We start from the raw sequence: 24608 nt of genomic DNA on the forward strand, positions 1-24608 counted from the left end.
TTGGCGAGTCTGCGGTAGCACATGAGGGTGCGGGCGATGCTGGTGAAGGCCAGGAAGTGATCGGCTTTGCGCTCGTGGTCCGGGTGTACCAGGAGCGCCAAGTGGCGGCTCTGACACCCCTCCGGAGTACTGACGGCCGAGCAGGTCGAGCAGGTGTACAGCGTCGCTCGCCATCGGCAGGCTTGGAGCCAGGCCTGAGCCAGCCCGTCTCAGCGAGGGGTCAGTCATCCCCGCCGGAAGTGGTTCACCCGTTCCAGCGGGTTGCAATGACATTCGCGACGCTGAAGACATCGTCGCACTCGGCGCATTGCGCCTTACCGAAAAGATAAGTCAACTTGGCCGCGACATCGGCCTGGTTGTCGGTGAGCGCGCGACTGTGCAGTCTTTGGGCAAGCCCCTCCAGCGCCGAAGAGTCTGCGGGCTGAAGAGGGATCTTCTGTGCCGCGGTCTCGTTCATGTACATGCTGTCCGTGGTCGAGAAGAAGCCGTACTCACCGAAGGCCATGAAGTTCTCGGCGCTACACGAGGGACAGGGAACTTCGTACTCGTCGTCGTTCAGACCGTCGAGCTGTTCGCCCCACACCTCGACGCCTTCGAAGCTGAGGAGTGCGGCGAGCAAGTAGACGTAAGTTCCGGGGTCATCGCTGAGGCCCGGATCCCGAAGGGCTTCCTCGGTCAGTTGCAACAGGTCGGACATCTCCGCGGCATAGGCAACGTGTGGATCTCGCTCGCCGTATGGCTGGTCGGTGCTGGCCGCGATGGCGCCCGCCAGCAACAGCGGCCCATGTCTGTCCGCGGGCGACCACCGGCGCGCCATGTCTCGTAGGGCCGGCAAGGCCGCGTGGCTCGCCGAGTAGACGGTGCCCTGATGGCACAGCCGGGACCAGAGCTCGCTCCAGCCTGAATCGCTCGGGTCCTGGCTCACTGCGTCGAGCAGACCGGGAATGTCTTCTGCCCTGCCGTAGGCGTGGTGGAGCTGCGACCAGTCCGTCATGCCAGCGATCCAAGCAGCCGGGTGCGCACCCTTCACACGGGGGGCGCATCAGTCGCCCTGCCTCGAGTGCAAGCCAAGCCTGGGTCGGAAAGTAGTCGGCGACCTGCGACGACGCCCCAAGATCCCATCCACGCCTCCTCCACGGACCCCGACATAGGCCCGCTCCAGGCTGCATCCGCCTGCACATACGCGAAGACCCCGTCCTCAGCGTTCTCGCTGGTGGCGGGGTCTTTAGACGCCGTTTCAGCTGGTGAGTCGGCGGTAGGCGATGAGGGCTGCCGGCGATGCCGACGAAGGCGAGGAAGTGCTCGGCCTTGCGCTCGTAGCGGCGGTGCAGTCTTCGGCATCCGGCGAGCCAGGAGACCGTTCTCTCGACGACCCAGCGGTGTCGGCCGAGCCGCGTGGACGCCCCGATGCCCTTACGGGCGATGCGGTGGCGGATGTGACGCTGAAGACATCGTCGCACTCGGCGCATTGCGCCCTACTTGCCGCCCGGACGCTGACGGAATCGATTGCGCACCGCGACCAGCGCAGCTCTCCTCGAGCGCCGAGTTCGTCGAGGATGACCCGGTGCAGTCTGGCCCACACCCGATTCCGGCTCCACCGGGCGAAGCGACGGTAGACGGTGGGCCAGGCCGGCCCGAACACCGGTGGCAGCTGCCGCCAGGTGCAGCCCGAGGTGGCCACGAAGACGATCGCCGCCGGGCATTCGCGGTCACCGGCCCGACGTCGGCCGCCGCCCTGCGGGCGGGCGTATGACCTCCGTCGGCGGGACCACCCGTCGGAACAGCGCCCACAACTCGTCCGACACCAACCGCTCCACCAGATCCGTCATGCACGGCTCAACGAGTGATCACGCCATCAGAAGCGACGTCTTATGGACAACGGTCATAAGTTCCCACGTGGCCCTCGATAAGAACTCTTCATCGGCATTTCTCCGAAATCACTGGGCGGGGCAGCGTATTCATGGTTGAGTATTGGGCATCAATCCGACGAACCCAGGAAAAGGAATAGCCATGTTTTCCGGAAAATGGATTTCGCGAGCAGTGACAGTCTGTGCGCCAGTAGCCCTCGTGGTCGGCCTCTCCAACCCTGCGCATGCAACCGGTGACGACAAGGTCAACCTCACCATTGACGGTCACATCGTCGGAAGCATCGCCTACAAGGACAACGGCGACAAGTTCACTCTCTGCGACCTCTACGCCGACGGCAAGGGCGTCCAGGGCCGTGTCTACATGTACTACGCCGGCCTTAATGAATGGCACAAGGAGAGGGAGTGGGACAAGGGCGGCTCCGGCACCTGCGAAACCAACAGTTATGACATTCTAAACAACCAGCGATACTGGGTGACAATCACCCGGAATGGCAACTCTAAAGTCGAGAGCTTCGAAATATATGGCTCTGGGGAATAGCTGCTGACCGCATCTCTCGCAGCTGGAGCTTGAGGTGAGGGTCGCCCGAATCACCTCGGGTGGCCGTCGCCTCCACCCTCGACGGACGAGCCTCTTGTAGCAGCACAGAGCGGCGGAGAGTCCGAGAGTAGCCCGACAGCCACGACGATGGGTGGGCCGCGCAGCGAGGTTCTCACTGAGGAGAGTCCTTTTCCGCGCGGCCTCCCGCCGAACCGGACAACGGCGTGAGTGGTCTGACAGGCCGTTCCGAGTGGATTCGATCGTGGCAGGTATCGCTCCACAGATCTCACAGGTATCCGCCAGGAGTCTTGAAATAAGCTCCTTCTGTGGATAGTCCACTCGCACCGGCTGACGGTCGGAGAGTTCCGCCGTCTTTTGCCGCTGGTGTGGAATCCCACCGCCCGTGCTACCAGTGGTCTCCTGTTCTTCCGTTCGATGCGGACCCCGAACGCGATTCGGGGTCCGTTCGGTGTTTTGACGGTGGCCGTATATTTCGCTGCCATCTTCGACACCGTTGAACGGTGCTTGCCTGGAAGAGTGAGGAGGTCCGTGCGTGGGCTTCCCACGGCCGGCCCACCTACGAGGAGTGGGACGCCGCCCTCGCCGCCCTGGGGACGCGTCGGCGCCCCCGGCACCACCCGCTGGAACAGCTCCCACAACTCAATCCGGCACCAGCCGTTCAACGATCCCCACCACGACCGACAGCCTACCGAGCCAGCCATACCTGCTTACCGACCTGCGGAGGAGGCCGACAGAGGCGGGCACAGGGGCGCCGATGGCTCACGCCATAGGACGTTCGGGGCTCAATCGGTAGCAGTCAGGGAACAAGCGGCTCCGTAGTCGAGTCGCTCCTGCCCTTGGAGTTCCCGCAGGTCGACATCAAATTCGATTCGTCCGGCGAATAGAAGCGGAAGATCACCAGCACATCGGCGGTCGGCCAGACCCTCAACTGCGGACACTCTCCTTCGGAGTACTGGTGCTCCCATCTGCGTACCGGGTTTCCCGTGCCCCTCCCAGGTGCGCCCCTCGTTCTGTCCGGCCTCACACGGCACCCCCGGAAGCCCCGGCTCAGAGCACGTACAGACCCGACCCGAGAGTCAGCACCGAGTCAGCACAGGGCCAGGAAACAGGCTGATCCAGCCGGAGAGAACAGGAAGGGGCCAGATCCGAAGATCCCGCCCCTGACCTGGGATTTCCTATCCTGACCTGCCACTTCAGGAGATCAAGGAATCAGGCACTACACGTTGAAGCGGAACTCCACGACGTCGCCGTCCTGCATGACGTAGTCCTTGCCCTCCATGCGGGCCTTGCCCTTGGCGCGGGCCTCGGCGACCGAGCCGGTCTCCACCAGGTCGGCGAAGGAGATGACCTCCGCCTTGATGAAGCCCTTCTGGAAGTCGGTGTGGATGACGCCCGCGGCCTCGGGGGCGGTGGCGCCCTTCTTGATGGTCCAGGCGCGGGTTTCCTTGGGGCCGGCCGTGAGGTAGGTCTGCAGGCCGAGGGTGTCGAAGCCGACGCGGGCCAGGGTGGCGAGGCCGGGCTCCTCGGCGCCGACCGACTCCAGGAGCTCCATCGCGTCCTCCTCGTCGAGCTCGGCGAGGTCCGCCTCCAGCTTGGCGTTGAGGAAGATCGCCTCGGCGGGGGCGACCAGGGCGCGCTGCTCGTCCTTGAAGGAGTCGTCGGTCAGCTCGTCCTCGTCGACGTTGAAGACGTAGAGGAAGGGCTTGGTGGTGAGGAGGTGCAGGTCGTGGAGGAGCTCGGCGCGCTCGCTGCCCTGGAGGATGCCCTGCGAGAAGAGGGTGTCGCCCCTCTCCAGGATCTCCTTGGCCTCCTCGACGGCCTTGACCTTCGGCGCGACGTCCTTCTTGATCCGCGACTCCTTCTGGAGCCGGGGGAGGACCTTCTCGATCGTCTGGAGGTCCGCCAGGATCAGCTCGGTGTTGATCGTCTCGATGTCGTCCTTGGGCGAGACCTTGCCGTCGACGTGGACGACGTTCTCGTCCTTGAAGGCGCGGATGACCTGGCAGATCGCGTCGGACTCACGGATGTTCGCCAGGAACTTGTTGCCGAGGCCCTCGCCCTCGGAGGCGCCGCGCACGATGCCCGCGATGTCGACGAAGTCGACGGTCGCCGGGAGGATCCGCTGGGAGCCGAAGATGTCGGCCAGCTTGGTGAGGCGGGCGTCGGGGACGCCGACCACGCCGACGTTCGGCTCGATCGTGGCGAACGGGTAGTTGGCCGCCAGCACGTCGTTCTTGGTCAGGGCGTTGAACAGGGTCGACTTGCCGACATTCGGCAGACCGACGATTCCGATCGTGAGCGACACGTTGCGACTTCCCGTAGTCAGAGGGCCAGGGGGCCGGTTCCCGCGGTGAGGGGGCCTGGGGGCCGGAGGGCCGGCCGATCCACCAGTTTACGGCGTGCCGGACGCCGGCCCGGCGGGCCTGTCGAACGCTTGGCCGAGGCTCGCCCCTCGGCGTGTCCGACACCCGATTCGGCACATAAACCGACCTAAGTTGGTCCAGTGGAGCAACACAGGACGCGCCCCCCACAGAACACGACCCGCCGGGACCCGCCTTCACCGCCGCCCCTGCCACCCCAGGAACGGGGGCGGGTGCGCAAGGAGCCGCGTGTCGGCGCGGGTCCGGCGCGCCCCGCTCGTCCCACCCGTCCCGCCGGCACCGCCCGTCCCGCGCAGGGCGCGGTCGGCTCCGGCCGTACCGGAACCGGCCCCGGCCGGCCATCGGTGCCGCCCCGGCCCTCCCGCTCGCCCAGGATGCCGGGGGCGGCCCGGGGCTCGGAGGCTCAGCGGGCCTCCGGGCCGGCCCGGGGCTCGGGGACGCCCCGGGTCCCGGGCGATCGACGGCCCTCGGGATCCGCGCGGTCGGTGGCCGGCGGTGCGCGGCCCCGTGAGGCGCGGCGCCCCTCCCCCGGCGGGCTCCTGTCCCCCATCGCTCTGGTGCGGGCTCTGCGGCGGATGCCGAACCCCCGGCTGACGGGGCTCGGGAGCGGGTTGTTCAGCGGGGTGCTGATGTGCGCGCTCGGGAGCGTGGACGAGCTGCTGTTCGCCGGCTCGCTGACGGTCTACAGCGTGCTGTTCCTGCCGGTGTGCGTGCTGACCGCCCTGTGGGTGCGCCGGGGCGATCTGCTGTCGGCGCCCGTGGTCGTGCCGATCGCCTTCGCCCTGGGGCTGCTGCCCGTGACCGGCGGCGAGGGCGGGGTGGGAGCGCGGCTGATGGGCCTGGTCACGGCACTGGCAACCCAGGCCGGCTGGCTCTACGGCGGGACGCTCGCCGCGACCGCGACCGTCTTCGCGCGCGCCGTACGGCGGGCCGCCCGCCGCCGGGCCGCGAGCCGCCGGGCGCGTCTCCGGGGGGCGTCCTGAGACCGCCCGTGCGGGGCGCCGCGGGCGGGCCGGGGTCGCCTCGGAGGTGCGGCGGGCGAGGCCGAGGCCGAGACCGGCCACGGCGAGGGCTGCGCGGGCGGCGAGGTGCTCCAGGGCCTGCCGCGGACGTGGCGTCGTCGCCCGCGGGACGGCCGCGCGACGTCGTAGGGCCCCTTCCGCGCGAGCGGGGCCGGGTGGTTGTGAGGGAGCGTGCGCTCGGTGTGCCGCCCGGAAGTCCTCGTAACGGGCGTACTCGGGCTTCCGGCGGGCGGTGCGGCGAGTGGGGTACCTGGGTGTCTCCCACGTCTTTGCGGCCGTGAGGATCTTCACGGCAGCGGGGAGCGCGCCCGGCGTCGCGCGGCACGCGCCCCTCTCACAGCCGGCCTAGGGGGTGTTTCGAAAGTCCCGTGCGGTGCCCGCGGTGTTCGGTGCGTGCCCTCGGCGTGCCGGACGAAGGCCCTCGTAGCGGAGCTGCTTGGGTCTTCGGCCGGTGCGGCGAGGGTGCGTGCCGGGCGCCGCGGGTGCTGTGCGGGACTTTCGAAACACCCCCTAGCTGCCCGGGCCCTTCTCCGCCGCTCGCATCGCCGCCCCCACGATCCCCGCGTTGTTCTGCAGCTGCGCCGGGACGATCTCCGCCTTGATGCCCTCGATGTAGGGCAGGAACTTCTCGGACTTACGGCTGACGCCGCCGCCGATGATGAACAGCTCGGGCGAGAACAGCATCTCCACGTGCGCGAGGTACTTCTGGACACGGCGTGCCCAGTGCTCCCAGGTCAGCTCGTGGTCCTCCTTGGCCTTGCTGGAGGCGCGCTTCTCGGCGTCGTGCCCGTTCAGCTCCAGGTGGCCGAGCTCGGTGTTGGGGACGAGGGCGCCGTCGACGAAGACGGCACTGCCGATGCCCGTACCGAAGGTGAGCAGGATGACCGTGCCCCTGCGGTCGCGCCCGGCGCCGAAGGCCGCCTCCGCGACGCCCGCCGCATCCGCGTCGTTGACCACCGTCACCGGCAGCCCGCCCAGCCGCTCGCTGAACAACGCGCGCGCGTCCGTGTCGATCCATCCCTTGTCGACGTTGGCCGCCGTCCGGATGGTGGACCCGCCGGTCACCACACCGGGGAAGGTGAGGCCGACCGGGCCCGTCCACCCGAAGTGCTCGACGACCTCCTTGACGCCGTCGGCCACCGCGTCCGGCGTCGCCGGCTGCGGGGTGAGCACTTTCAGGCGCTCCTGAGCCAGGTCGCCCTTGTCCAGGTCCACAGGGGCGCCCTTGATCCCGGATCCGCCGATGTCCACGCCGAAGATCTGCATGGCTCCACGTTACGACGGCGGACTGACGGTCACTCACCCGAGGCGTCGGCGGGCGGGAGCCGCCCGGGGCGCTCAGGCGCCCCCGGAGCCCTCGGAGCCCTCGGAGCCCTCGGCACCGCTGCCGCCGCGCGCCTGCACCAGGGCCGCCGCCTCCTCGCGCAGGTCCCTGCGCAGTTCCTTGGGCAGCGAGAAGGTGATGTGCTCGTCGGCGGCCTTGACCAGCTCGACGTCCTCGTAGCCGCGCTCGGCGAGCCAGGCGAGGACCTCCTCGACGAGGACCTCGGGGACGGAGGCGCCGGAGGTCACGCCGACCGTGCTCACGCCCTCCAGCCAGGCCTCGTCGATCTCGCTCGCGAAGTCCACCAGGTACGCGGCGCGGGAGCCGGCGATCTTGGCGACCTCGACGAGCCGCTTGGAGTTGGAGGAGTTGCGGGAGCCGACGACGATCACCAGTTCCGCCTCGGCGCCCATCTGCTTCACGGCGAGCTGACGGTTCTGCGTGGCGTAGCAGATGTCGTCGCTGGGCGGGGAGATCAGCTGCGGGAACTTCTCCTTCAGCGCGTCGACCGTCTCCATCGTCTCGTCGACGGAGAGGGTGGTCTGCGACAGCCAGACGACCTTGGAGGGGTCGCGCACCTCCACCTTGGCGACGTCGCCCGGGCCGTCGACGAGCTGGATGTGGTCGGGGGCCTCGCCGGAGGTGCCGATGACCTCCTCGTGGCCCTCGTGCCCGATCAGGAGGATGTCGTAGTCCTCGCCCGCGAAGCGGACCGCTTCCTTGTGGACCTTGGTGACCAGGGGGCAGGTCGCGTCGATGGTGGCGAGCTGTCCGCGCGCGGCCTCCTCGTGGACGACCGGGGCGACACCGTGCGCCGAGAACATCACGATGTTGCCCGGCGGGACCTCCTCCGTCCGCTCGACGAAGATGGCGCCCTTCTTCTCCAGGGTCTGCACGACGTACTTGTTGTGGACGATCTCGTGCCGGACGTAGACCGGGGCGCCGTACTGCTCCAGGGCCTTCTCGACGGCGATCACGGCGCGGTCCACGCCCGCGCAGTAGCCCCGGGGAGCGGCGAGCAGGACACGGCGGCGGGCAGGCGAAGCAGTCATGTGTCCCATCGTAAGGCCGGGTCCGGCCACCGTCGGCGTGCCTGGGGGCTGCCGCCCCCCGCCCCACGCTCCGGCCGTGAACGGACCTCGTCCTCGAACGCCGGACGGGCTGAATTCGCCGACCCTGCGTTGTCAGTCCGGGCCTATACCCTCGGGCGCATGGCTGTGAACACGTCCGCGGACGCCCCGCTGCCCGTCGGTGAGGTGTCGCGGCTCATCGGGGGGTGGATCGACCGGCTCGGCGCGGTGTGGGTCGAGGGGCAGATCACCCAGTTGTCGCGGCGCCCGGGTGCGGGTGTCGTGTTTCTGACGCTGCGCGATCCGTCGTACGACATCTCGGTGAGCGTGACCTGTTACCGGCAGGTGTTCGACGCCGTCGCGGACGTCGTCGGGGAGGGCGCGCGGGTCGTCGTCCACGCGAAGCCGGAGTGGTACGCGCCGCGGGGGCAGTTGTCGCTGCGGGCCGTCGAGATACGGCCCGTGGGGGTCGGCGAGCTGCTGGCCCGGCTGGAGCAGCTGAAGAAGTCGCTGGCGGCGGAGGGGCTGTTCGCGGCCGAGCGGAAGAAGGCGTTGCCCTTTCTGCCGCAGCTCATCGGGCTCGTGTGCGGGCGGGCGTCGGCCGCCGAGCGGGACGTGCTGGAGAACGCCCGGCACCGGTGGCCCGCGGTCCGTTTCGAGGTGCGCAATGTCGCGGTGCAGGGGGTGCACGCGGTGTCGCAGGTCGTCCAGGCCGTGAAGGAGCTGGACGAACTCCGCGAGGTCGACGTGATCATCGTCGCGCGCGGCGGCGGCAGCGTGGAGGATCTGCTGCCGTTCTCCGACGAGCAGCTGGTGCGGGCGGTCGCCGCCTGTCGTACACCGGTCGTCTCGGCGATCGGGCACGAGCCCGACAATCCGCTGCTGGACCATGTGGCCGACCTGCGCGCCTCCACTCCCACCGACGCCGCCAAGAAGGTGGTGCCGGACGTCGGGGAGGAGCTGGAGCGGGTGCGGATGCTGCGCGGGCGGGCGCGGCGGTGCGCGGAGGCGTTCGTGGAGCGTGAGGAGCGCGGCCTCGCCCACGCGCTGGCGCGGCCCGCGCTCCAGGACCCGCACCGGATGATCGACGAGCGGGCCGATCTCGTCTCCTCGCTCACCGACCGTTCCCGGCGGTGTCTGGGGCATCTGCTCGACCGCGCGGACTCCGAGCTGACGCACACGCACGCGCGCGTGGTGGCGCTCTCGCCGGCCGCGACGCTGAAGCGGGGGTACGCGGTGCTGCAGAGGGCCGACGGGCACGTGGTGCGGGATCCGGGCGAGGTGACGGCGGACGAGGCGCTGCGGGCGCGGGTCGCCCAGGGTGAGTTCACTGTTCGAGTCGACAACCAGGACGGGGTGCATGACGAGCAAGGCTGAGGAAGCCCTCGGGTACGAGCAGGCGCGCGACGAGCTGATCGAGGTCGTACGGCGGCTGGAGGCGGGGGGTACGACGCTGGAGGAGTCCCTGGCGCTGTGGGAGCGCGGGGAGGAGCTGGCCAAGGTGTGCCGGCGCTGGCTGGAGGGCGCGCGGGCGCGGCTGGACGCGGCGCTGGCCGAGGAGGAGGGCGCGGGGGAGAGCGACGCGTAGGCGCGGGCCCGTGGTGACTGTGAGGACGGTCACCACACCCCCAGATTTGTTGAACCTTGAACTTCCTTTGCCGTACCTTCGTGCGTGTCAGCCGGCCCGGCGTCCCGGATCCGGACGCGCACCCGAGGAAGTTCATCCATGTCTCTCGTTCTTGACCCCGCCGCCCAGGACCTGCTGTTCCGCGAGGCCCACACCGCGAACACCTTCACCGACGAGCCGGTGACCGACGAGCAGGTCCAGGCGATCTACGACCTGGTCAAGTTCGGCCCGACCGCGTTCAACCAGACCCCGCTGCGCATCACCCTGGTCCGCTCGCCCGAGGCCCGTGAGCGGCTGGTCCAGCACATGGCCGAGGGCAACCAGGCCAAGACGGCCACCGCCCCGCTGGTCGCGATCCTCTCCGCGGACAACGAGTTCCACGAGGAGCTGCCGACCCTGTTCCCGGCCTTCCCCCAGGCCAAGGACCTGTTCTTCGCCGAGCGCGCGGCCCGCGAGAACGCCGCCGGGATGAACGCCGCCCTGCAGGCCGCCTACTTCATCATCGGCATCCGCGCGGCCGGCCTGGCCGCGGGCCCGATGACCGGCCTGGACTTCGAGGGTGTCCGCAAGGAGTTCCTCGACGACGACCACACCCCGCTGATGGTGGTCAACATCGGCCGGCCGGGCCCGGACGCGTCCTACCCGCGCTCCCCGCGCCTCGCGTACGACCAGGTCGTCACCACGGTCTGAGCGACCGCGTGACACGCAGGAGGCCCCCGGCGTTCCGGGGGCCTCCTGCATGCCGTACGACGGCGGCTCACGCCATCTTGAGCGCCCCGGCCATCTCGCTCAGACGGTCGAAGGACGCCGTGCCCGCGACGACCGTCGTCGAGCCGTCGGTGTCCTGCAGGACGAGCGCGTCGTAGCGGCCGCCGGTGTAGCGGGTCCAGGTGCGGCCGTCGATCTTTTCTGTCACCTTGGTGGCCTGAGCGCCCTGGCTGGCCTCGTCGATGAACTGCGAGCGCTTCTGAGTGGACTGCTCGACGGCGACGTACTCCCCGTCGGGAGCGTGGAAACCGAGATGCCAGGAATCGAAGTCGGCGCCCTGGAAGCGCACCGAGGTCGCCTTCCAGCTGTCGGACAGGCCCTCGGGGGCGGCCACCGGGTACGACGCCGCGCGGCGTGCCGTGAGCAGCTCGACGCGGTAGTCGACCCGCTTGATGTCGGGAGCGTGATCGTCGTGCGGGACGAAGAGATAGATGACCCACGCCGCGACCACGATGAGGCCCAGGGAAAGGATCATGTCCCGGGCCGTCTTCTGCTTGCCGTTCGAACCTGCCACGTCCCCCATCGTCGCAGGTGCCCGGTGCGCTCATCCGTGGGGGCCCCTGCTCATTTTGTCGGACTGACGATAGAGTCGAGGATCGAACCCTCATCCGGCCGTCGTCGTATCAGAAAGGTGCGCTCCGATGACCGAGCATCATCACCTGCCGTCCGAGCTCGATGTCCCCTCCGAGGCCCCCGACCGCAACCTCGCCCTGGAACTGGTCCGCGTGACCGAAGCCGCCGCGATGGCCGCGGGCCGCTGGGTGGGACGCGGTGACAAGAACGGCGCCGACGGTGCCGCGGTGCGCGCGATGCGGACCCTCGTCTCGACCGTCTCGATGAACGGCGTGGTCGTCATCGGCGAGGGGGAGAAGGACGAGGCGCCGATGCTCTTCAACGGCGAGCGCGTCGGCGACGGGACCGGCCCCGAGGTCGACATCGCCGTCGACCCGATCGACGGCACCACGCTGACGGCCAAGGGCATGCCGAACGCGATCGCCGTCCTCGCCGCCACCGAGCGGGGCGCGATGTTCGACCCGTCCGCCGTGTTCTACATGGACAAACTGGTCACCGGCCCCGAGGCCGCCGAGTTCGTCGACATCAACGCGCCCATCGAGGTCAACATCCGCCGGGTCGCCAAGGCCAAGCGCGCCACCCCCGAGGACGTCACCGTCGTCATCCTCGACCGGCCGCGGCACGAGGGCATGATCAAGGAGATCCGGGACACCGGCGCGCGCATCAAGCTGATCTCGGACGGCGATGTGGCCGGCTCCATCCTGGCGCTGCGCGAGGGCACCGGCATCGACCTGCTGCTCGGCATCGGCGGCACCCCCGAGGGGATCATCTCGGCCTGCGCCGTGAAGTGCCTCGGCGGCACCATCCAGGGCAAGCTGTGGCCCAAGGACGACGAGGAGCGGCAGCGGGCGATCGACGCGGGGCACGATCTGGACCGCGTCCTGACGACCGAGGACCTGGTCAAGGGCGAGAACGTGTTCTTCGTCGCGACCGGGATCACCGACGGTGAGCTGCTGCGCGGGGTGCGGTACCGGTCGGAGACCGCGACCACCGACTCGATCGTGATGCGGTCGCGGTCGGGCACGGTGCGGCGGATCGACTCCGAGCACCGGCTGAGCAAGCTGCGGGCGTACAGCGCGATCGACTTCGACCGGGCGAAGTAGCACCCGGGGGCGGGGCCGCGGGTCCACCTGGCCCCGCGCCCTGAGACCGGCCGGCCGGCCGTTTGCCGAAAAGTGGGCGCCCCCCGGTGCGGAGGGGGGCGCCCCTTTCGTATGGGACCGTCAGCCTGCCTGCGCTATGCGCCCCGCCGACCTGGCCGCCTTCTTCAGTTCCATGTCGCGGCGGCGGCGCCGGGCGAGGACGACCCGGCGTTCGGCGGCGGTGAGGCCGCCCCAGACGCCGTAGGGCTCCGGCTGCAGCAGGGCGTGCTCGCGGCACTCCACCATCACGGGACAGCGGGCGCACACCCGCTTCGCGGCCTCCTCGCGGGACAGGCGGGCGGCGGTGGGCTCCTTCGACGGTGCGAAGAACAGGCCTGCCTCGTCGCGCCGGCACACCGCCTCGGTGTGCCAGGGAGCGTCTTGGTCCCTGTCGCGCGCTGGCACCCGCTGAGCCGGAACGGCGGCGACCTGCAGGGACGAATGCGGCGTTTGCAGCACGGGTCTACTCCTGACGACGGCTTCGCGAGCGAGAGACGATGCAGCAAGCCCTACCCGCTGTGCGCGCGCCTATGCACTCCGTTCCGAACCGCTGGTTTCCGGGGAGTCCTGCGCGGTCGCGTGGGGTGGGAGGGTCGCCCGGTGCCCGGCGGGATTCACGACCGTCAACGGTCCAGGTGTTTGCGCAAACCCCTGTCGACCTTGCGCTGCACACGGTCGAGGATGTCCGCGACGAGCCTGCCGCGCTTGGGTCTGCCCTCGATGCTGCCCAGGACGGCCCAGCCGTCGACGTAGACCACCGGGGCGTCCGGCTCGGGCGAGTCGAGCGCGTCCACCTCGAAGCTGCCGAGGACGCCGCCGCCGGTGCCGCGCAGCGACACGTTCTCCGGGACGCGGATCTCCACGCTGCCGAAGACGGCCCACGCCTTGATCATGACCTGCTGGTACTCGAAGAGCGCCTCGCTCAGGTCGAGCTCCACGCTGCCGAAGACCGCGTACGCGTGGACCCGGCGGCCCGCGCGCCAGCGGCCCCGGCGGCTGGCGCTGCTGAACACCGCGACAACGCTGTCGTCGGGGTCGGCGGGGATCGCGCCGGCGGCGGGGTGGTGCGGGGCGGCTCCGGGAGCGGGGCGGCGGCCGTGGGCGGCGGGCAGGTCCCGTATGAAGACCTCCAGCTCACCCACCGTCTTGGCGGCCAGCACGCCCTCCACGCGCTCGGCATGCTCGTCGGCCGTGAGCCTGCCCTCCGCGAGGGCCTCGCGCAGGATGTCGGCGATGCGGTCGCGGTCGGCGTCCGAGGCGCGCAGTTCGGCGGTCGGTGTGGGGGCGGCAGCGGTCTGCTTCTGAAGGTCCACGGCAGCAGCGTACCCACACACGATAGATCGCGATAGCCCCCGTCCGGGGGATCCGCCGCGGCTCCAACTGAGCCTTACCTCACAAGCTCGCCGTCGCGGCCAGGTTCTACGCTGGTGAGGCCCGTCGGCGTCGACGGGTCGCCGTCTGCAGAGTGAGGAATGGGCTGCGATGCCTGAGTTCGCGTACACCGATCTGCTCCCCATGGGAGAGGACACCACCCCCTACCGGCTGGTGACCTCCGAGGGTGTCTCCACCTTCGAGGCCGACGGGCGGACGTTCCTCAAGGTGGAGCCGGAGGCGCTGCGCAAGCTGGCCGAGGAGGCCGTCCACGACATCCAGCACTACCTGCGCCCGGCCCACCTCGCGCAGCTGCGCCGGATCATCGACGACCCCGAGGCCTCGAGCAACGACAAGTTCGTCGCGCTGGACCTGCTGAAGAACGCCAACATCGCGGCGGCGGGCGTGCTGCCCATGTGCCAGGACACCGGTACGGCGATCGTGATGGGCAAGCGCGGGCAGAACGTGCTCACCGAGGGCGGCGACGAGGAGGCCCTGTCCCGGGGCATCTACGACGCCTACACCAGGCTCAACCTGCGGTACTCGCAGATGGCTCCGCTCACCATGTGGGAGGAGAAGAACACCGGCTCCAACCTCCCGGCGCAGATCGAGCTGTACGCCACCGACGGCGGCGCGTACAAGTTCCTGTTCATGGCGAAGGGCGGCGGCTCGGCCAACAAGTCGTTCCTCTACCAGGAGACCAAGGCCGTCCTGAACGAGGCCTCCATGATGAAGTTCCTGGAGGAGAAGATCCGTTCGCTGGGTACCGCCGCCTGCCCGCCGTACCACCTGGCGATCGTCGTCGGCGGCACGTCCGCCGAGTACGCGCTGAAGACCGCGAAGTACGCCTCCGCCCACTACCTGGACGAGATCCCGGCCGAGGGCTCGCCGCTCGGGCACGGCTTCCGGGACAAGGAGCTGGAGGAGAAGGTCTTCGAGCTGACCCAGAAGATCGGCATCGGGGCGCAGTTCGGCGGCAAGTACTTCTGCCACGACGTGCGCGTGGTGCGCCTCCCCCGGCACGGCGCCTCCTGCCCGGTCGCCATCGCCGTCTCCTGCTCCGCCGACCGCCAGGCCGTCGCGAAGATCACGGCGGAGGGCGTCTTCCTGGAGCAGCTGGAGACGGACCCGGCGCGCTTCCTGCCGGACACCACGGACGAGCACCTCGACGAGGCGTCGGACGTCGTCAGGATCGACCTCAACCAGCCGATGGACGACATCCTCGCCGAGCTGACGAAGTACCCGGTGAAGACCCGTCTGTCGCTCTCCGGCCCGCTCGTCGTGGCCCGTGACATCGCGCACGCCAAGATCAAGGAGCGTCTGGACGCGGGCGAGGAGATGCCGCAGTACCTGAAGGACCACCCGGTGTACTACGCGGGCCCGGCGAAGACCCCCGAGGGCTACGCGTCCGGCTCCTTCGGCCCGACGACGGCCGGCCGGATGGACTCCTACGTCGAGCAGTTCCAGGCGGCGGGCGGTTCGAAGGTGATGCTCGCCAAGGGCAACCGCTCGCAGCAGGTCACGGACGCGTGCGGCACCCACGGCGGCTTCTACCTGGGCTCCATCGGCGGCCCGGCCGCCCGTCTCGCGCAGGACTGCATCAAGAAGGTCGAGGTCGTCGAGTACGAGGAGCTCGGCATGGAGGCCGTCTGGAAGATCGAGGTCGAGGACTTCCCGGCGTTCATCGTGGTCGACGACAAGGGCAACGACTTCTTCAAGGACCCGGCGCCGGCGCCGACGTTCACGTCCATCCCGGTCCGGGGACCGGGGCTGGCTTAGTGCCGCCCGGGGCGGCGGGGCGGATCCCGCCCCGCCGCCCCTGCCCGTCCGGCCCCTGCCCGGCCCGTCCCGTCTCCGCCGGCCCCCTTCGGCCCCCCGCCGGGGAGCCCGCACCCCGGATTCCCGCCGGCGGACCCCGTCGGCCCTCGTCCGGTGTCGGGTGGGCTGTGGCCGGTGCCGTCCGGCGGAGCGGTCGAAGGAGTCCTCAAGGACCCGGCCACCGCCCGGCGTTCACCGCGATCCCGGGCCGGGGCCCCGGGCCGGGACGGCGGCGCGGCGGGTGGCGTCCACGGGAACAGCGGGTGCGTCCGCGATGCTGTCCCTCAGTGGAGGTGATCGTCGATGACCGACGAGCAGGACAAGGGCGGCTACCGCATCGAGCACGACTCCATGGGCGAGGTGCGGGTGCCGGCAGAGGCCAAGTGGCGGGCGCAGACACAGCGGGCCGTCGAGAACTTCCCCGTCTCCGGCCAGCGGATCGAGCGGGCGCACATCGAGGCGCTGGCGCGGATCAAGGGCGCGGCCGCCAAGGTCAACGCGGAGCTGGGGGTGCTCGACAAGGAGATCGCCGGGGCGATCCAGGAGGCGGCGGCAGAGGTCGCCCGCGGGGACTGGGACGAGCACTTCCCCGTCGACGTGTTCCAGACCGGCTCCGGCACCTCCTCCAACATGAACGCCAACGAGGTCATCGCCACGCTGGCCGGCGAGCGGCTGGGCCGGGACGTCCATCCCAACGACCACGTCAACGCCTCGCAGTCGTCCAACGACGTCTTCCCCTCGTCCATCCACATCGCGGCCACCGCCGCCGTGACCCGTGATCTCGTCCCGGCGCTGGAGCACCTCGCCGGCTCCCTCGGCCGGAAGGCGGAGGAGTTCGCCGATGTCGTGAAGTCCGGGCGGACCCATCTGATGGACGCCACCCCCGTCACCCTGGGACAGGAGTTCGGCGGGTACGCCGCCCAGGTGCGCCACGGCGTGGAGCGGCTGCGCGCCTCCCTCCCCCGGCTCGCCGAGCTGCCCCTCGGCGGCACCGCCGTCGGGACCGGGATCAACACCCCGCCCGGCTTCTCCGCCGCCGTCATCGAGGAGGTCGCCCGGGTCACCGGACTGCCGCTGACCGAGGCGCGCGACCACTTCGAGGCGCAGGGCGCCCGGGACGGGATCGTCGAGACGAGCGGGCAGCTCAGGACGATCGCGGTGTCCCTGACGAAGATCGCCAACGATCTGCGGTGGATGGCCTCCGGGCCGCGCACCGGTCTCGCGGAGATCTCGCTGCCCGACCTCCAGCCGGGGTCCTCGATCATGCCCGGCAAGGTCAACCCGGTGATCCCGGAGGCGGTGCTGATGGTCGCGGCCCAGGTCGTGGGGAACGACGCCACCGTCGCCACCGCCGGAGCCGCCGGCAACTTCGAGCTCAACGTCATGCTGCCGGTCATCGCCAAGAACGTGCTCGAATCCGTCCGGCTGCTCGCCAACGTGTCGCGGCTGCTCGCCGACCGGACCGTCGACGGGATCGTCGCGCACCGCGAGCGCGCCCGCGAGTACGCCGAGTCCTCCCCGTCCGTGGTCACCCCGCTCAACAAGTACATCGGCTACGAGGAGGCCGCCAAGGTCGCCAAGAAGGCGCTGGCGGAGCGCAGGACGATCCGCCAGGTGGTACTGGAGAGCGGGTACGTGGAGCGCGGCGACCTGACACTCGAACAACTCGACGAGGCGCTGGATGTCCTGCGGATGACACACCCGTAACCTTTCACTCCCACGCGCAGAACCGTGACGCGTGCCGCAGCGTCGTATGGCCATGGCACCTAATATCTGTGCATGGCAGACGGTGGAGCGGTGAGGCGCATGGGAAGAGGCGGTGCGGCGGCGTTCTGGGCGCCCGGGGACCAGATCCTGTGGCGCTACCGTGAGAACGGCGGCGCGGGCTTCCACATCGCCCGTCCGGTCACCGTCGTCCGTGACGACGAGGACATGCTGGCGGTCTGGCTGGCGCCCGGCACCCAGGTCGTCAAGCCGGTGCTGGCGGACGGCACCCCGCTGCACCAGGAACCGCTGGGGACGCGCTACACCAAGCCCCGGACCGTCCAGCTCGACCGCTGGTTCGGCACGGGTGTGCTGAAGCTGGCCCGCCCCGGCGAACCCTGGTCGGTGTGGCTGTTCTGGGAGCCGGGCTGGCAGTTCAAGAACTGGTACGTCAACCTGGAGGCGCCGCTGGCCCGCTGGGACGGCGGTGTGGACTCCGAGGACCACTTTCTGGACATCTGCGTGTACCCCGACCGCAGTTGGGGCTGGCGCGACGAGGACGAGTTCGCGCAGGCCCAGCAGGACGGCCTGATGGACGCGTCCGTCGCCGAGCTGGTGCGGGAGGCGGGCCACGGGGCGGTGGAGCTGATCCGCTCCTGGGACGCTCCGTTCAACGAGGGCTGGCAGCACTGGCGCCCGGACGCCTCGTGGGCCGTACCGTTGCTCCCGGAGGACTGGCACCGCATCCCGGCGCGCATGTCCACATGAGACCCTTGATGCGCCCCGGGGCAGGAAACGTAGGATCGTCCTCCGCAACACCACCGAACAGCAACTCCCGGGGCCGACACCGGGTCTGACCGAACGTCACCGAGGGGCGGCAGGACGTGAGCGAGGGGTACGAGGGCAACACCGGCGGGGCCGAAGGGACTTTCGGCGTCGGCCGCCAGGGCCGCGCCCGGTCCTCCGGTGACACAGGAACAGCCTCTGACCACGCGGGAATTCCGTTCCGGGGACACGCATTCCGGGTATCGGGTTTTCTGCGGGACCAACTGCGTGCGCGGCACGCAGCCCCGGACGGACGGATTCGACACGCGTGACGGAGCAGCCCACCAGCTACGAACGCCCCCAGGGCGCCGACCCCACGGACCCCCGCGGGGCGCTCCTGCGTACCCCGGCGCCGGACGGCTCGGGCGTCTTACCTCCCGCCGCCGGCCAGGGCCGCACGGAGGACGGCCCTGGCACCACCGCGTCGCATGCCACCAGCGGGAAGGGCAGCAAGGGAAACCAGAGTGCCAAGGGAAAGGATCACGCCGGTCCCCAGGCCGAGCACTCCCAGCCGGCGGCCGGCACCGAACCCGACAGCCACCGGCCGCGTCCGGCGCCCGAGTCCATCCCGCCCCAGCCGGGAGGTGACGTGCGCTCCGAGCGTCGTACGGGGCAAGGGGTGACGCCGGGGCGGCCGACACCGATGCGGCGGGACGGGGACCGGCTGCGTTTCGTGGGTGCCGCGACCCGGCGGATCGCCCGCGGCCTGGACCTCGACGAGATCGTGATGGGGCTGTGCCGGGCCACCGTGCCGACCTTCTCCGACGCGATCCTCGTCTATCTGCGCGACCCGCTGCCGGTCGGCGACGAGCGGCCGGTGGCCGATCGCGTCATGCTGCGGCTGCGGCGCACCGACCGCATCCCGGAGGAGCGCGACACCGAGACCGGCTTCGCCGCGCTCGCCCTGCCGCCCCCGGAACCGGGTGAGCTGACCGCCGAGTTGTCCTCCGCGATCGCGGAACTGTGCGAGGTGCGGCCCGGCGGGGCGCTCGCGGAGGTGCTGCGCGGGGTGCGCCCGGTGTTCGCCGACAGTCCGGCCGCCCGGGCCGCGCTGCCCGAGCTCCTGGGCGAGGACAGCTCCTTGGTCGTCCCGGACGGCCAGCGGGCCGTCCTGGCCCCGCTGCGGGGCCGCCGCCGGGTGATCGGCGCGGCGGTCTTCCTGCGCCGTCCGGAACGCCTCCCGTTCGAGAACGACGACCTGCTGGTGGCGGCCCAGCTCGCCACGCACAGCGCGCTCGGCATCGACAAGGCGGTGCTGTACGACCGGGAGGCGTACATCGCCGACGAGTTGCAGCGCACCATGCTGCCGGAGCACCTGCCGCGGCCCACCGGCGTACGGCTGGCGTCGCGCTATCTGCCGGCCGCGGAGACCGCGCGGGTGGGCGGCGACTGGTACGACGCGATCCCGCTGCCCGGCAGCCGGGTCGCGCTGGTCGTGGGCGACGTCATGGGGCACTCGATGACCTCGGCCGCGATCATGGGGCAGCTGCGGACGACCGCCCAGACGCTCGCCGGGCTCGACCTGCCTCCGCAGGAGGTGCTGCACCACCTCGACGAGCAGGCCCAGCGGCTGGGCTCCGACCGCATGGCGACCTGCCTCTACGCGGTCTACGACCCCGTCTCGCACCGCATCACCATCGCCAACGCCGGCCATCCCCCGCCGGTCCTGCTGCATCTGGGCGGCCGGGCCGAGGTGCTCAGGGTGCCGCCGGGGGCGCCGATCGGCGTGGGCGGGGTCGACTTCGAGGCGGTGGAGCTGGACGCGCCGGCCGGTGCGACGCTGCTGCTGTACACCGACGGACTGGTGGAGTCACGGCTGCGGGACGTGGCGACCGGGATAGAGCAGTTGCGGGAGAAGCTGGCCGCGACGGCCCAGCTCACGGGGCCCGACCATCCGCCGCCGCTGGAGGCGCTGTGCGACGAGGTGCTCGACATGCTCGGGCCGGGCGACCGGGACGACGACATCGCGCTGCTCGCCGCCCGCTTCGACGGGATCGCGCCGAGCGATGTGGCGTACTGGTTCCTGGAGCCGGAGGACGCGGCGCCGGGCCGTGCCCGGCGGCTGGCCCGGCGGGCGCTGTCCCGGTGGGGGATGGAGGACCTGACCGACTCCGTCGAGCTGCTGGTGAGCGAAGTCGTCACCAACGCGGTGCGGTATGCCTCGCGGCCGGTGACCCTGCGGCTGCTGCGGACCGATGTGCTGCGGTGCGAGGTCGGGGACGATGTGCCGCAGCTGCCCCGGCTGCGGCAGGCCCGGGCCACCGATGAGGGTGGGCGCGGGCTGTATCTGGTCAATCGGCTGGCCCGCCGGTGGGGGGCCACTCGGCTCAGTACCGGGAAAGTCGTGTGGTTCGAGCTGAACCGGTCGTAGGGCGGCTGCGGGGCCGCGGGGGTCGCTCGCGCGGTTCCCGCGCCCCGTGAAGTGAGATCGCGCGGTTCCCCGCGCCCGTGAAGCGGGGAAGGGCGCCCGGTGATCACCGGGCGCCCTTCCCTGTCGCTCTACTGACCGGCCAGCGGATCCGTCGGGTTGGGCGGGTCCGTCGTCGGGTCCTGTGTGCTCGGTGGCGTCGTCGTGCCGCCCGTCGGCTCACTCGTCGTCGGCGCGCTGGTCGTCGGCGCGCTGGTCGTCGGCGCGCTGGTCGTCGGCGTGTTCGTCGGGGTGTTGTCCGTCGTCGGCGTCTCGGACGGGGTCTCGCTCGGTGACGGAGCGGCCGTCGGGGACGGGGACGCCGTCTGGACCGCCGCGCCCTGGTCGGTCTCCAGGTCGAACTTGGTGACCTTGGTGGAGACGCCGAAGGTGTACGCCGCCCAGATCTGCGCCGGGAAGCCACCACCGTTGATCCGGCCCGCGACCGTGGTCAGGCCCGTCGTCGCGCCGGTCAGGGGGACCTGGGCGTGGGTCTTGGCGTCCTCGCCGAACAGGCCGACCGAGGTCACCAGGTCGGGGGTGTAGCCGGTGAACCAGGCCGACTTGTTGTTGTCGGAGGTACCCGTCTTGCCGGCCACCTTCTGGCCCTTGCGCAGCGGGTTGTCCCGTACGGACTTCTTGGCCGTACCGTCGTCGACCACGCCGGTGAGCACCGAGGTGACCGAGTCGGCGGCCTCCCGGTCGATCACCTGCTCGCCGATGGGGTCGGTGTGCTTGAACGTCGGGTAGGCGCTGTTCGTCGCCGACTTGATCAGCGCCGGGGTGACCTTCTTGCCGTGGTTGTCGAGGGTGGCGTAGACGCCGGCCATCTGCAGGGGGCTGGCGCCCATGGTGCCGAGGGTCTGGGCCGGCACCGCCTTGAGGTCCGCGGTGTCCATGCCGAGGTCGTTGGCGACCTTCAGCACCTTGTCCATCCCGACGTCGACACCCATCTGCGCGAAGACGGAGTTGATGGACTTGTTCAGCGCCGTCTGGACGGTGACGTCGCCGTAGTCCTGGTCGTCCTCGTTCTCCGGCGCGAAGCCGATGTCGCTGCCGACGACCGGGCGCTTGCTGGTGCCGTCGTAGAGCGTGTTGGCCGTGATCTCTTCGCCGTCCTGGGTCTTGGCGTTCTCGTCGAAGGCCGCGGCGAGGATCACCGGCTTGAAGGTGGAGGCGGGCTGGTAGTCGGTGCGGGTGGCGTTGTTGACGTAGTGGTCGGTGTAGCCCTTGCCGCCGTACATCGCCACCACGGCGCCCGTCTTCGGGTCCACCGAGACCGCGCCCGCCTGGACGTCGCCGTCGACGGGGCGCTTCTTCGCGTCGAGCTTGCTGGTCAGCTGCTCCTTGACCGCCTTCTCCAGCGCCTTCTGCTTGCCCTTGTCGATGTTGAGCTGGATGTTCCAGCCGCCCTTCTTGACCAGGGCGGCGGCGGACTCGAAGTCGTCGGCGATGCCCGTGGCGACGAGTTGCCTGGCCAGCTCGACGTTGGCCGCGTACACCAGGTAGCCGGTCTGGCCCTCCTGGCCCGGTGCGGCCTTCGGCGCCTTGGGCTCCGGGAACGTCATCTCCTCGCGCTCGGACTTGTCGAGCCAGTCCTGCTCGACCATGTTGTCGAGGACGTAGTTCCAGCGGGCCTTGACCAGGCGCTTGCCGGTGTCGGTGGCGACGGCCCAGTCGTACTGGCTGGGGGCCTGGAGCAGGGCGGCGAGGTAGGCGCCCTGCTCGACGGTGAGCTCGTCGGCGTCGACGCGGTAGTAGGCCTGGGCGGCGGCCTGGATGCCGTAGGCGCCGCGGCCGTAGTAGCTGGTGTTGATGTAGCCGGCCAGGATGTAGTTCTTGTCCTTCTCCCGGTCCAGCTTCAGGGAGATGACCAGTTCCTTCAGCTTGCGCGTGACGGTCTGTTCCTGGCTCAGGTAGTAGTTCTTGACGTACTGCTGGGTGATCGTCGAACCGCCCTGCGCGCCCTTGCCCATGAGGGTGTTGAGGATGCCCCGGGTGGTGCCCTTGAGGTCGACGCCCGCGTCCGTGTAGAAGGTCTTGTTCTCGGCGGCGACGAAGGTGTACCGGACGGCCTTGGGGACCCTGGAGAGGTCGACGTTCTCACGGTTGACGTCGCCGTCGCGGGTGGCGATCGAGCCGTCCTCGTATTCGTAGACGTTGCTCTGCAGCTTGGCGTCGGGGTTGCCCGCGGGTATCGGCGTGCTGATGTACAGCCAGACCAGGGCGCCGATGACGGCCGTGGTCATGATGAGGAACGCGCCGAGGATCTTCTTCCAGGTGAAGATCCGGCGTATGAGGCTCTTCTCCTTCTTGCCGCCCTTGCCGCCCTTGCCGCCCTTGCCGCCCCGGCCGCCCTTCTTGCCGGCGGCCGCTCTGCGTGCTGCCGCGCGCCCTCCGGGGGCCGCGTCCTCGCGGCTGTCGGCGGTCGTGGTGGCGGTGGCGGCCGGCGCGGAGGAGTCCGACGCCGGCTCGCGCCGCGACGGGGGTGCGTCCGTCCGCGACGAACGGTTCCTGGGCGCAGCGCGGCGGCCACCACGCTGTCGCGCTCGTCTCTCGTCCGCTCGTCCCATGAGTCCGCTCGCTCCGCTTCCTACTCGGCAGTCACACCAGTGCCCGGAGGCAGGTCAGCTCAGAAAACTAACACCGCCCGCTGTGACGAAGGGCTCTCGATCCGGTCTTCGGAGGGGGTGAGAATCAGCACCCTGACCGGCGGGACCGGCATACCACTCCACCAGATCCGACGAACGATAGGGGTTCAGGGTTGCCATCCGGGTGTAAAGTGATATCACTTAGCTAGACCAGAGCTAGCCGTGGACCGTGCAAAGACGGTTCATACGTGTACGAAACGGGGGATCCACCCATGCCCACTGCCCACACCGCAGCCGGCCCCACCGCCGACGTTCCCGAGATGCCCGCGCCGCGCGTCCGGGAGTTCCCGGCGCACAGCGTGGGCGGCGGGCTCGCGCTGCTGTCCGGACTGGTCGGGCTGCTGGCCGGCGCCGGGCTGATCGCCCTGGCCACGACGGTGACCGCGACCGGCGCCAAGGCCGCGCTGATCGTCTGCGGCATCGTCATAGGACTCGCCGCGTTCCTGTCGATGTGCGGGCTGAACACGGTGGCGCCGGGCGAGGCGCGCGTGGTGCAGCTCTTCGGCCGCTACCGGGGCACGATCCGCGAGGACGGACTGCGCTGGGTGAACCCCTTCACCTCCCGCGAGAAGATCTCCACCCGGGTCCGCAACCACGAGACGGCCGTCCTGAAGGTCAACGACGCCTACGGCAACCCCATCGAGCTCGCCGCCGTCGTGGTGTGGAAGGTGCAGGACACCGCGCAGGCCACCTTCGAGGTGGACGACTTCCTGGAGTTCGTCGCCACCCAGACCGAGGCGGCCGTCCGGCACATCGCCATCGAGTACCCCTACGACTCCCACGACGAGGACGGCCTCTCCCTGCGCGGCAACGCCGAGGAGATCACCGAGAAGCTCGCGGCCGAACTGCACGCGCGTGTGGAGGCGGCCGGGGTGCGGATCATCGAGTCCCGCTTCACCCACCTCGCGTACGCTCCCGAGATCGCCTCGGCGATGCTCCAGCGGCAGCAGGCGGGCGCGGTGGTCGCGGCACGGCGGGAGATCGTGGACGGGGCCGTCGGGATGGTCGAGGCCGCGCTCAGCCGGATCGCCGAGCAGGACATCGTGGAACTGGACGAGGAGCGGAAGGCGGCGATGGTGTCCAACCTGATGGTGGTGCTCTGCGGGGACCGGGCGCCGCAGCCCGTCCTCAACACGGGGACGCTCTACCAGTGACCTCCCCCGAAGAGGGTTCGGCCCCTCGGCGCCGGCCGCAGCAGCGCAAGCAGGTGCTGCTGCGGCTCGACCCGCTGGTCCACGACGCGCTGGCCCGCTGGGCCTCCGACGAGCTGCGGTCGGCGAACGCGCAGATCGAGTTCCTGCTGCGGAAAGCACTCAAGGAGGCGGGGCGGCTGCCGGGGGACGCCGGACCCATCCCGCGCCGGGGACGGCCGCCGGGCACGGACCCGCGCCTGTAGCAGAACGGTGACAATCGGCCCTCACCAGCGCACCCCCACGCGCTGCCACGCACCCCCCACTCCGCGTATACACCCGGGGTATACACCGCGTGTACAGTCCTG

Annotated in this window: 20 protein-coding genes and 1 pseudogene; 12 read left to right on the forward strand and 9 right to left on the reverse strand. The window is 70.2% G+C overall.

The features are described 5' to 3' along the window. Nucleotides 1–244: 244 nt before the first annotated feature. Both ACFY2L_RS15445 and ACFY2L_RS15450 read right to left on the reverse strand, forming a co-directional pair. The gene (locus tag ACFY2L_RS15445; protein ID WP_390822572.1) at nt 245–994 is read right to left on the reverse strand and encodes a hypothetical protein; all 750 of its coding nucleotides are present in this window, start codon (nt 992–994) and stop codon (nt 245–247) included. A 243-nt stretch (nt 995–1237) separates the two neighbouring features. Further along, nucleotides 1238–1829, reverse strand: a pseudogene (locus ACFY2L_RS15450) (transposase). A gap of 142 nt (nt 1830–1971) precedes the next feature. On the opposite strand from ACFY2L_RS15450, the gene ACFY2L_RS15455 reads away from it, so the two are divergent. Beyond that, nucleotides 1972–2406 carry a hypothetical protein gene (locus tag ACFY2L_RS15455; RefSeq protein WP_390822573.1) on the forward strand — a complete coding sequence of 145 codons (435 nt, stop codon included), beginning with the start codon at nt 1972–1974 and terminating at the stop codon, nt 2404–2406. Between the two features lie 1237 nt (nt 2407–3643). On the opposite strand, the gene ychF is transcribed toward ACFY2L_RS15455, so the two are convergent. Next, a complete protein-coding gene (gene ychF / locus ACFY2L_RS15460; RefSeq protein WP_390822574.1) occupies nt 3644–4732 on the reverse strand; it encodes a redox-regulated ATPase YchF in 1089 nt (362 codons plus the stop codon). A 651-nt stretch (nt 4733–5383) separates the two neighbouring features. On the opposite strand from ychF, the gene ACFY2L_RS15465 reads away from it, so the two are divergent. Beyond that, entirely contained in the window at nt 5384–5791 is a 408-nt protein-coding gene (locus ACFY2L_RS15465; RefSeq protein ID WP_390658469.1) for a DUF6542 domain-containing protein, read from the forward strand. A gap of 549 nt (nt 5792–6340) precedes the next feature. Here ACFY2L_RS15465 and ppgK read toward each other — a convergent pair. After that, nucleotides 6341–7096, reverse strand: a complete 756-nt coding sequence (ppgK, locus tag ACFY2L_RS15470) for a polyphosphate--glucose phosphotransferase (protein WP_390658468.1) — start codon at nt 7094–7096, stop codon at nt 6341–6343. A 72-nt stretch (nt 7097–7168) separates the two neighbouring features. Further along, nucleotides 7169–8215 carry a 4-hydroxy-3-methylbut-2-enyl diphosphate reductase gene (locus ACFY2L_RS15475; RefSeq protein WP_390822575.1) on the reverse strand — a complete coding sequence of 349 codons (1047 nt, stop codon included), beginning with the start codon at nt 8213–8215 and terminating at the stop codon, nt 7169–7171. A gap of 150 nt (nt 8216–8365) precedes the next feature. On the opposite strand from ACFY2L_RS15475, the gene xseA reads away from it, so the two are divergent. The 3 genes from xseA to ACFY2L_RS15490 all read left to right on the forward strand — a co-directional run bounded on the left by xseA (nt 8366) and on the right by ACFY2L_RS15490 (nt 10541). After that, complete coding sequence (gene xseA, locus ACFY2L_RS15480; protein ID WP_390658466.1) at nt 8366–9601, forward strand: exodeoxyribonuclease VII large subunit; 1236 nt, start codon at nt 8366–8368, stop codon at nt 9599–9601. Next, nucleotides 9585–9812: an exodeoxyribonuclease VII small subunit gene (locus ACFY2L_RS15485; RefSeq protein ID WP_390822576.1), complete on the forward strand. Its 228-nt coding sequence runs from the start codon at nt 9585–9587 to the stop codon at nt 9810–9812. Before xseA ends, ACFY2L_RS15485 begins: the two co-directional genes overlap by 17 nt. A gap of 138 nt (nt 9813–9950) precedes the next feature. After that, entirely contained in the window at nt 9951–10541 is a 591-nt protein-coding gene (locus ACFY2L_RS15490) for a malonic semialdehyde reductase (RefSeq protein ID WP_390658464.1), read from the forward strand. Between the two features lie 67 nt (nt 10542–10608). Here ACFY2L_RS15490 and ACFY2L_RS15495 read toward each other — a convergent pair whose 3' ends face one another. Next, nucleotides 10609–11133 carry a DUF4245 domain-containing protein gene (locus ACFY2L_RS15495; RefSeq protein WP_390658463.1) on the reverse strand — a complete coding sequence of 175 codons (525 nt, stop codon included), beginning with the start codon at nt 11131–11133 and terminating at the stop codon, nt 10609–10611. 127 nt (nt 11134–11260) lie between these two features. On the opposite strand from ACFY2L_RS15495, the gene glpX reads away from it, so the two are divergent. Further along, nucleotides 11261–12295, forward strand: coding sequence for a class II fructose-bisphosphatase (gene glpX, locus ACFY2L_RS15500; RefSeq protein WP_390658462.1), 1035 nt, complete (start codon nt 11261–11263; stop codon nt 12293–12295). 120 nt (nt 12296–12415) lie between these two features. Here glpX and ACFY2L_RS15505 read toward each other — a convergent pair whose 3' ends face one another. Together ACFY2L_RS15505 and ACFY2L_RS15510 are read right to left on the reverse strand one after the other, a co-directional pair. After that, nucleotides 12416–12793 carry a WhiB family transcriptional regulator gene (locus ACFY2L_RS15505; RefSeq protein ID WP_390658461.1) on the reverse strand — a complete coding sequence of 126 codons (378 nt, stop codon included), beginning with the start codon at nt 12791–12793 and terminating at the stop codon, nt 12416–12418. A 164-nt stretch (nt 12794–12957) separates the two neighbouring features. Further along, on the reverse strand, nt 12958–13647 hold the full coding sequence (locus ACFY2L_RS15510; protein ID WP_390822577.1) for a DUF1707 domain-containing protein: 690 nt from the start codon (nt 13645–13647) through the stop codon (nt 12958–12960). Between the two features lie 169 nt (nt 13648–13816). Here ACFY2L_RS15510 and ACFY2L_RS15515 point away from each other — a divergent pair, with 169 nt between their 5' ends. From ACFY2L_RS15515 to ACFY2L_RS15530, 4 genes are all read left to right on the forward strand, one after another. Further along, nucleotides 13817–15484: a fumarate hydratase gene (locus ACFY2L_RS15515; RefSeq protein ID WP_390658459.1), complete on the forward strand. Its 1668-nt coding sequence runs from the start codon at nt 13817–13819 to the stop codon at nt 15482–15484. Between the two features lie 342 nt (nt 15485–15826). After that, the gene (locus ACFY2L_RS15520) at nt 15827–17230 is read left to right on the forward strand and encodes a class II fumarate hydratase (protein ID WP_390822578.1); all 1404 of its coding nucleotides are present in this window, start codon (nt 15827–15829) and stop codon (nt 17228–17230) included. A gap of 72 nt (nt 17231–17302) precedes the next feature. After that, a complete protein-coding gene (locus tag ACFY2L_RS15525; protein ID WP_390658457.1) occupies nt 17303–17995 on the forward strand; it encodes a DUF402 domain-containing protein in 693 nt (230 codons plus the stop codon). 325 nt (nt 17996–18320) lie between these two features. Next, the gene (locus ACFY2L_RS15530) at nt 18321–20423 is read left to right on the forward strand and encodes a SpoIIE family protein phosphatase (protein ID WP_390658456.1); all 2103 of its coding nucleotides are present in this window, start codon (nt 18321–18323) and stop codon (nt 20421–20423) included. Nucleotides 20424–20551: 128 nt separating this feature from the next. Here ACFY2L_RS15530 and ACFY2L_RS15535 read toward each other — a convergent pair whose 3' ends face one another. Further along, entirely contained in the window at nt 20552–23032 is a 2481-nt protein-coding gene (locus ACFY2L_RS15535) for a transglycosylase domain-containing protein (RefSeq protein WP_390822579.1), read from the reverse strand. Between the two features lie 290 nt (nt 23033–23322). Here ACFY2L_RS15535 and ACFY2L_RS15540 point away from each other — a divergent pair, with 290 nt between their 5' ends. Both ACFY2L_RS15540 and ACFY2L_RS15545 read left to right on the forward strand, forming a co-directional pair. Beyond that, nucleotides 23323–24264 carry an SPFH domain-containing protein gene (locus tag ACFY2L_RS15540; protein ID WP_390658454.1) on the forward strand — a complete coding sequence of 314 codons (942 nt, stop codon included), beginning with the start codon at nt 23323–23325 and terminating at the stop codon, nt 24262–24264. Continuing rightward, complete coding sequence (locus ACFY2L_RS15545) at nt 24261–24506, forward strand: hypothetical protein (protein ID WP_390658453.1); 246 nt, start codon at nt 24261–24263, stop codon at nt 24504–24506. The genes ACFY2L_RS15540 and ACFY2L_RS15545 overlap by 4 nt, the downstream gene beginning before the upstream one ends. Nucleotides 24507–24608: the final 102 nt, after the last annotated feature.

The sequence above is a fragment of the Streptomyces sp. NPDC001381 genome, assembly GCF_042895685.1.
GTDB lineage: Bacteria > Actinomycetota > Actinomycetes > Streptomycetales > Streptomycetaceae > Streptomyces.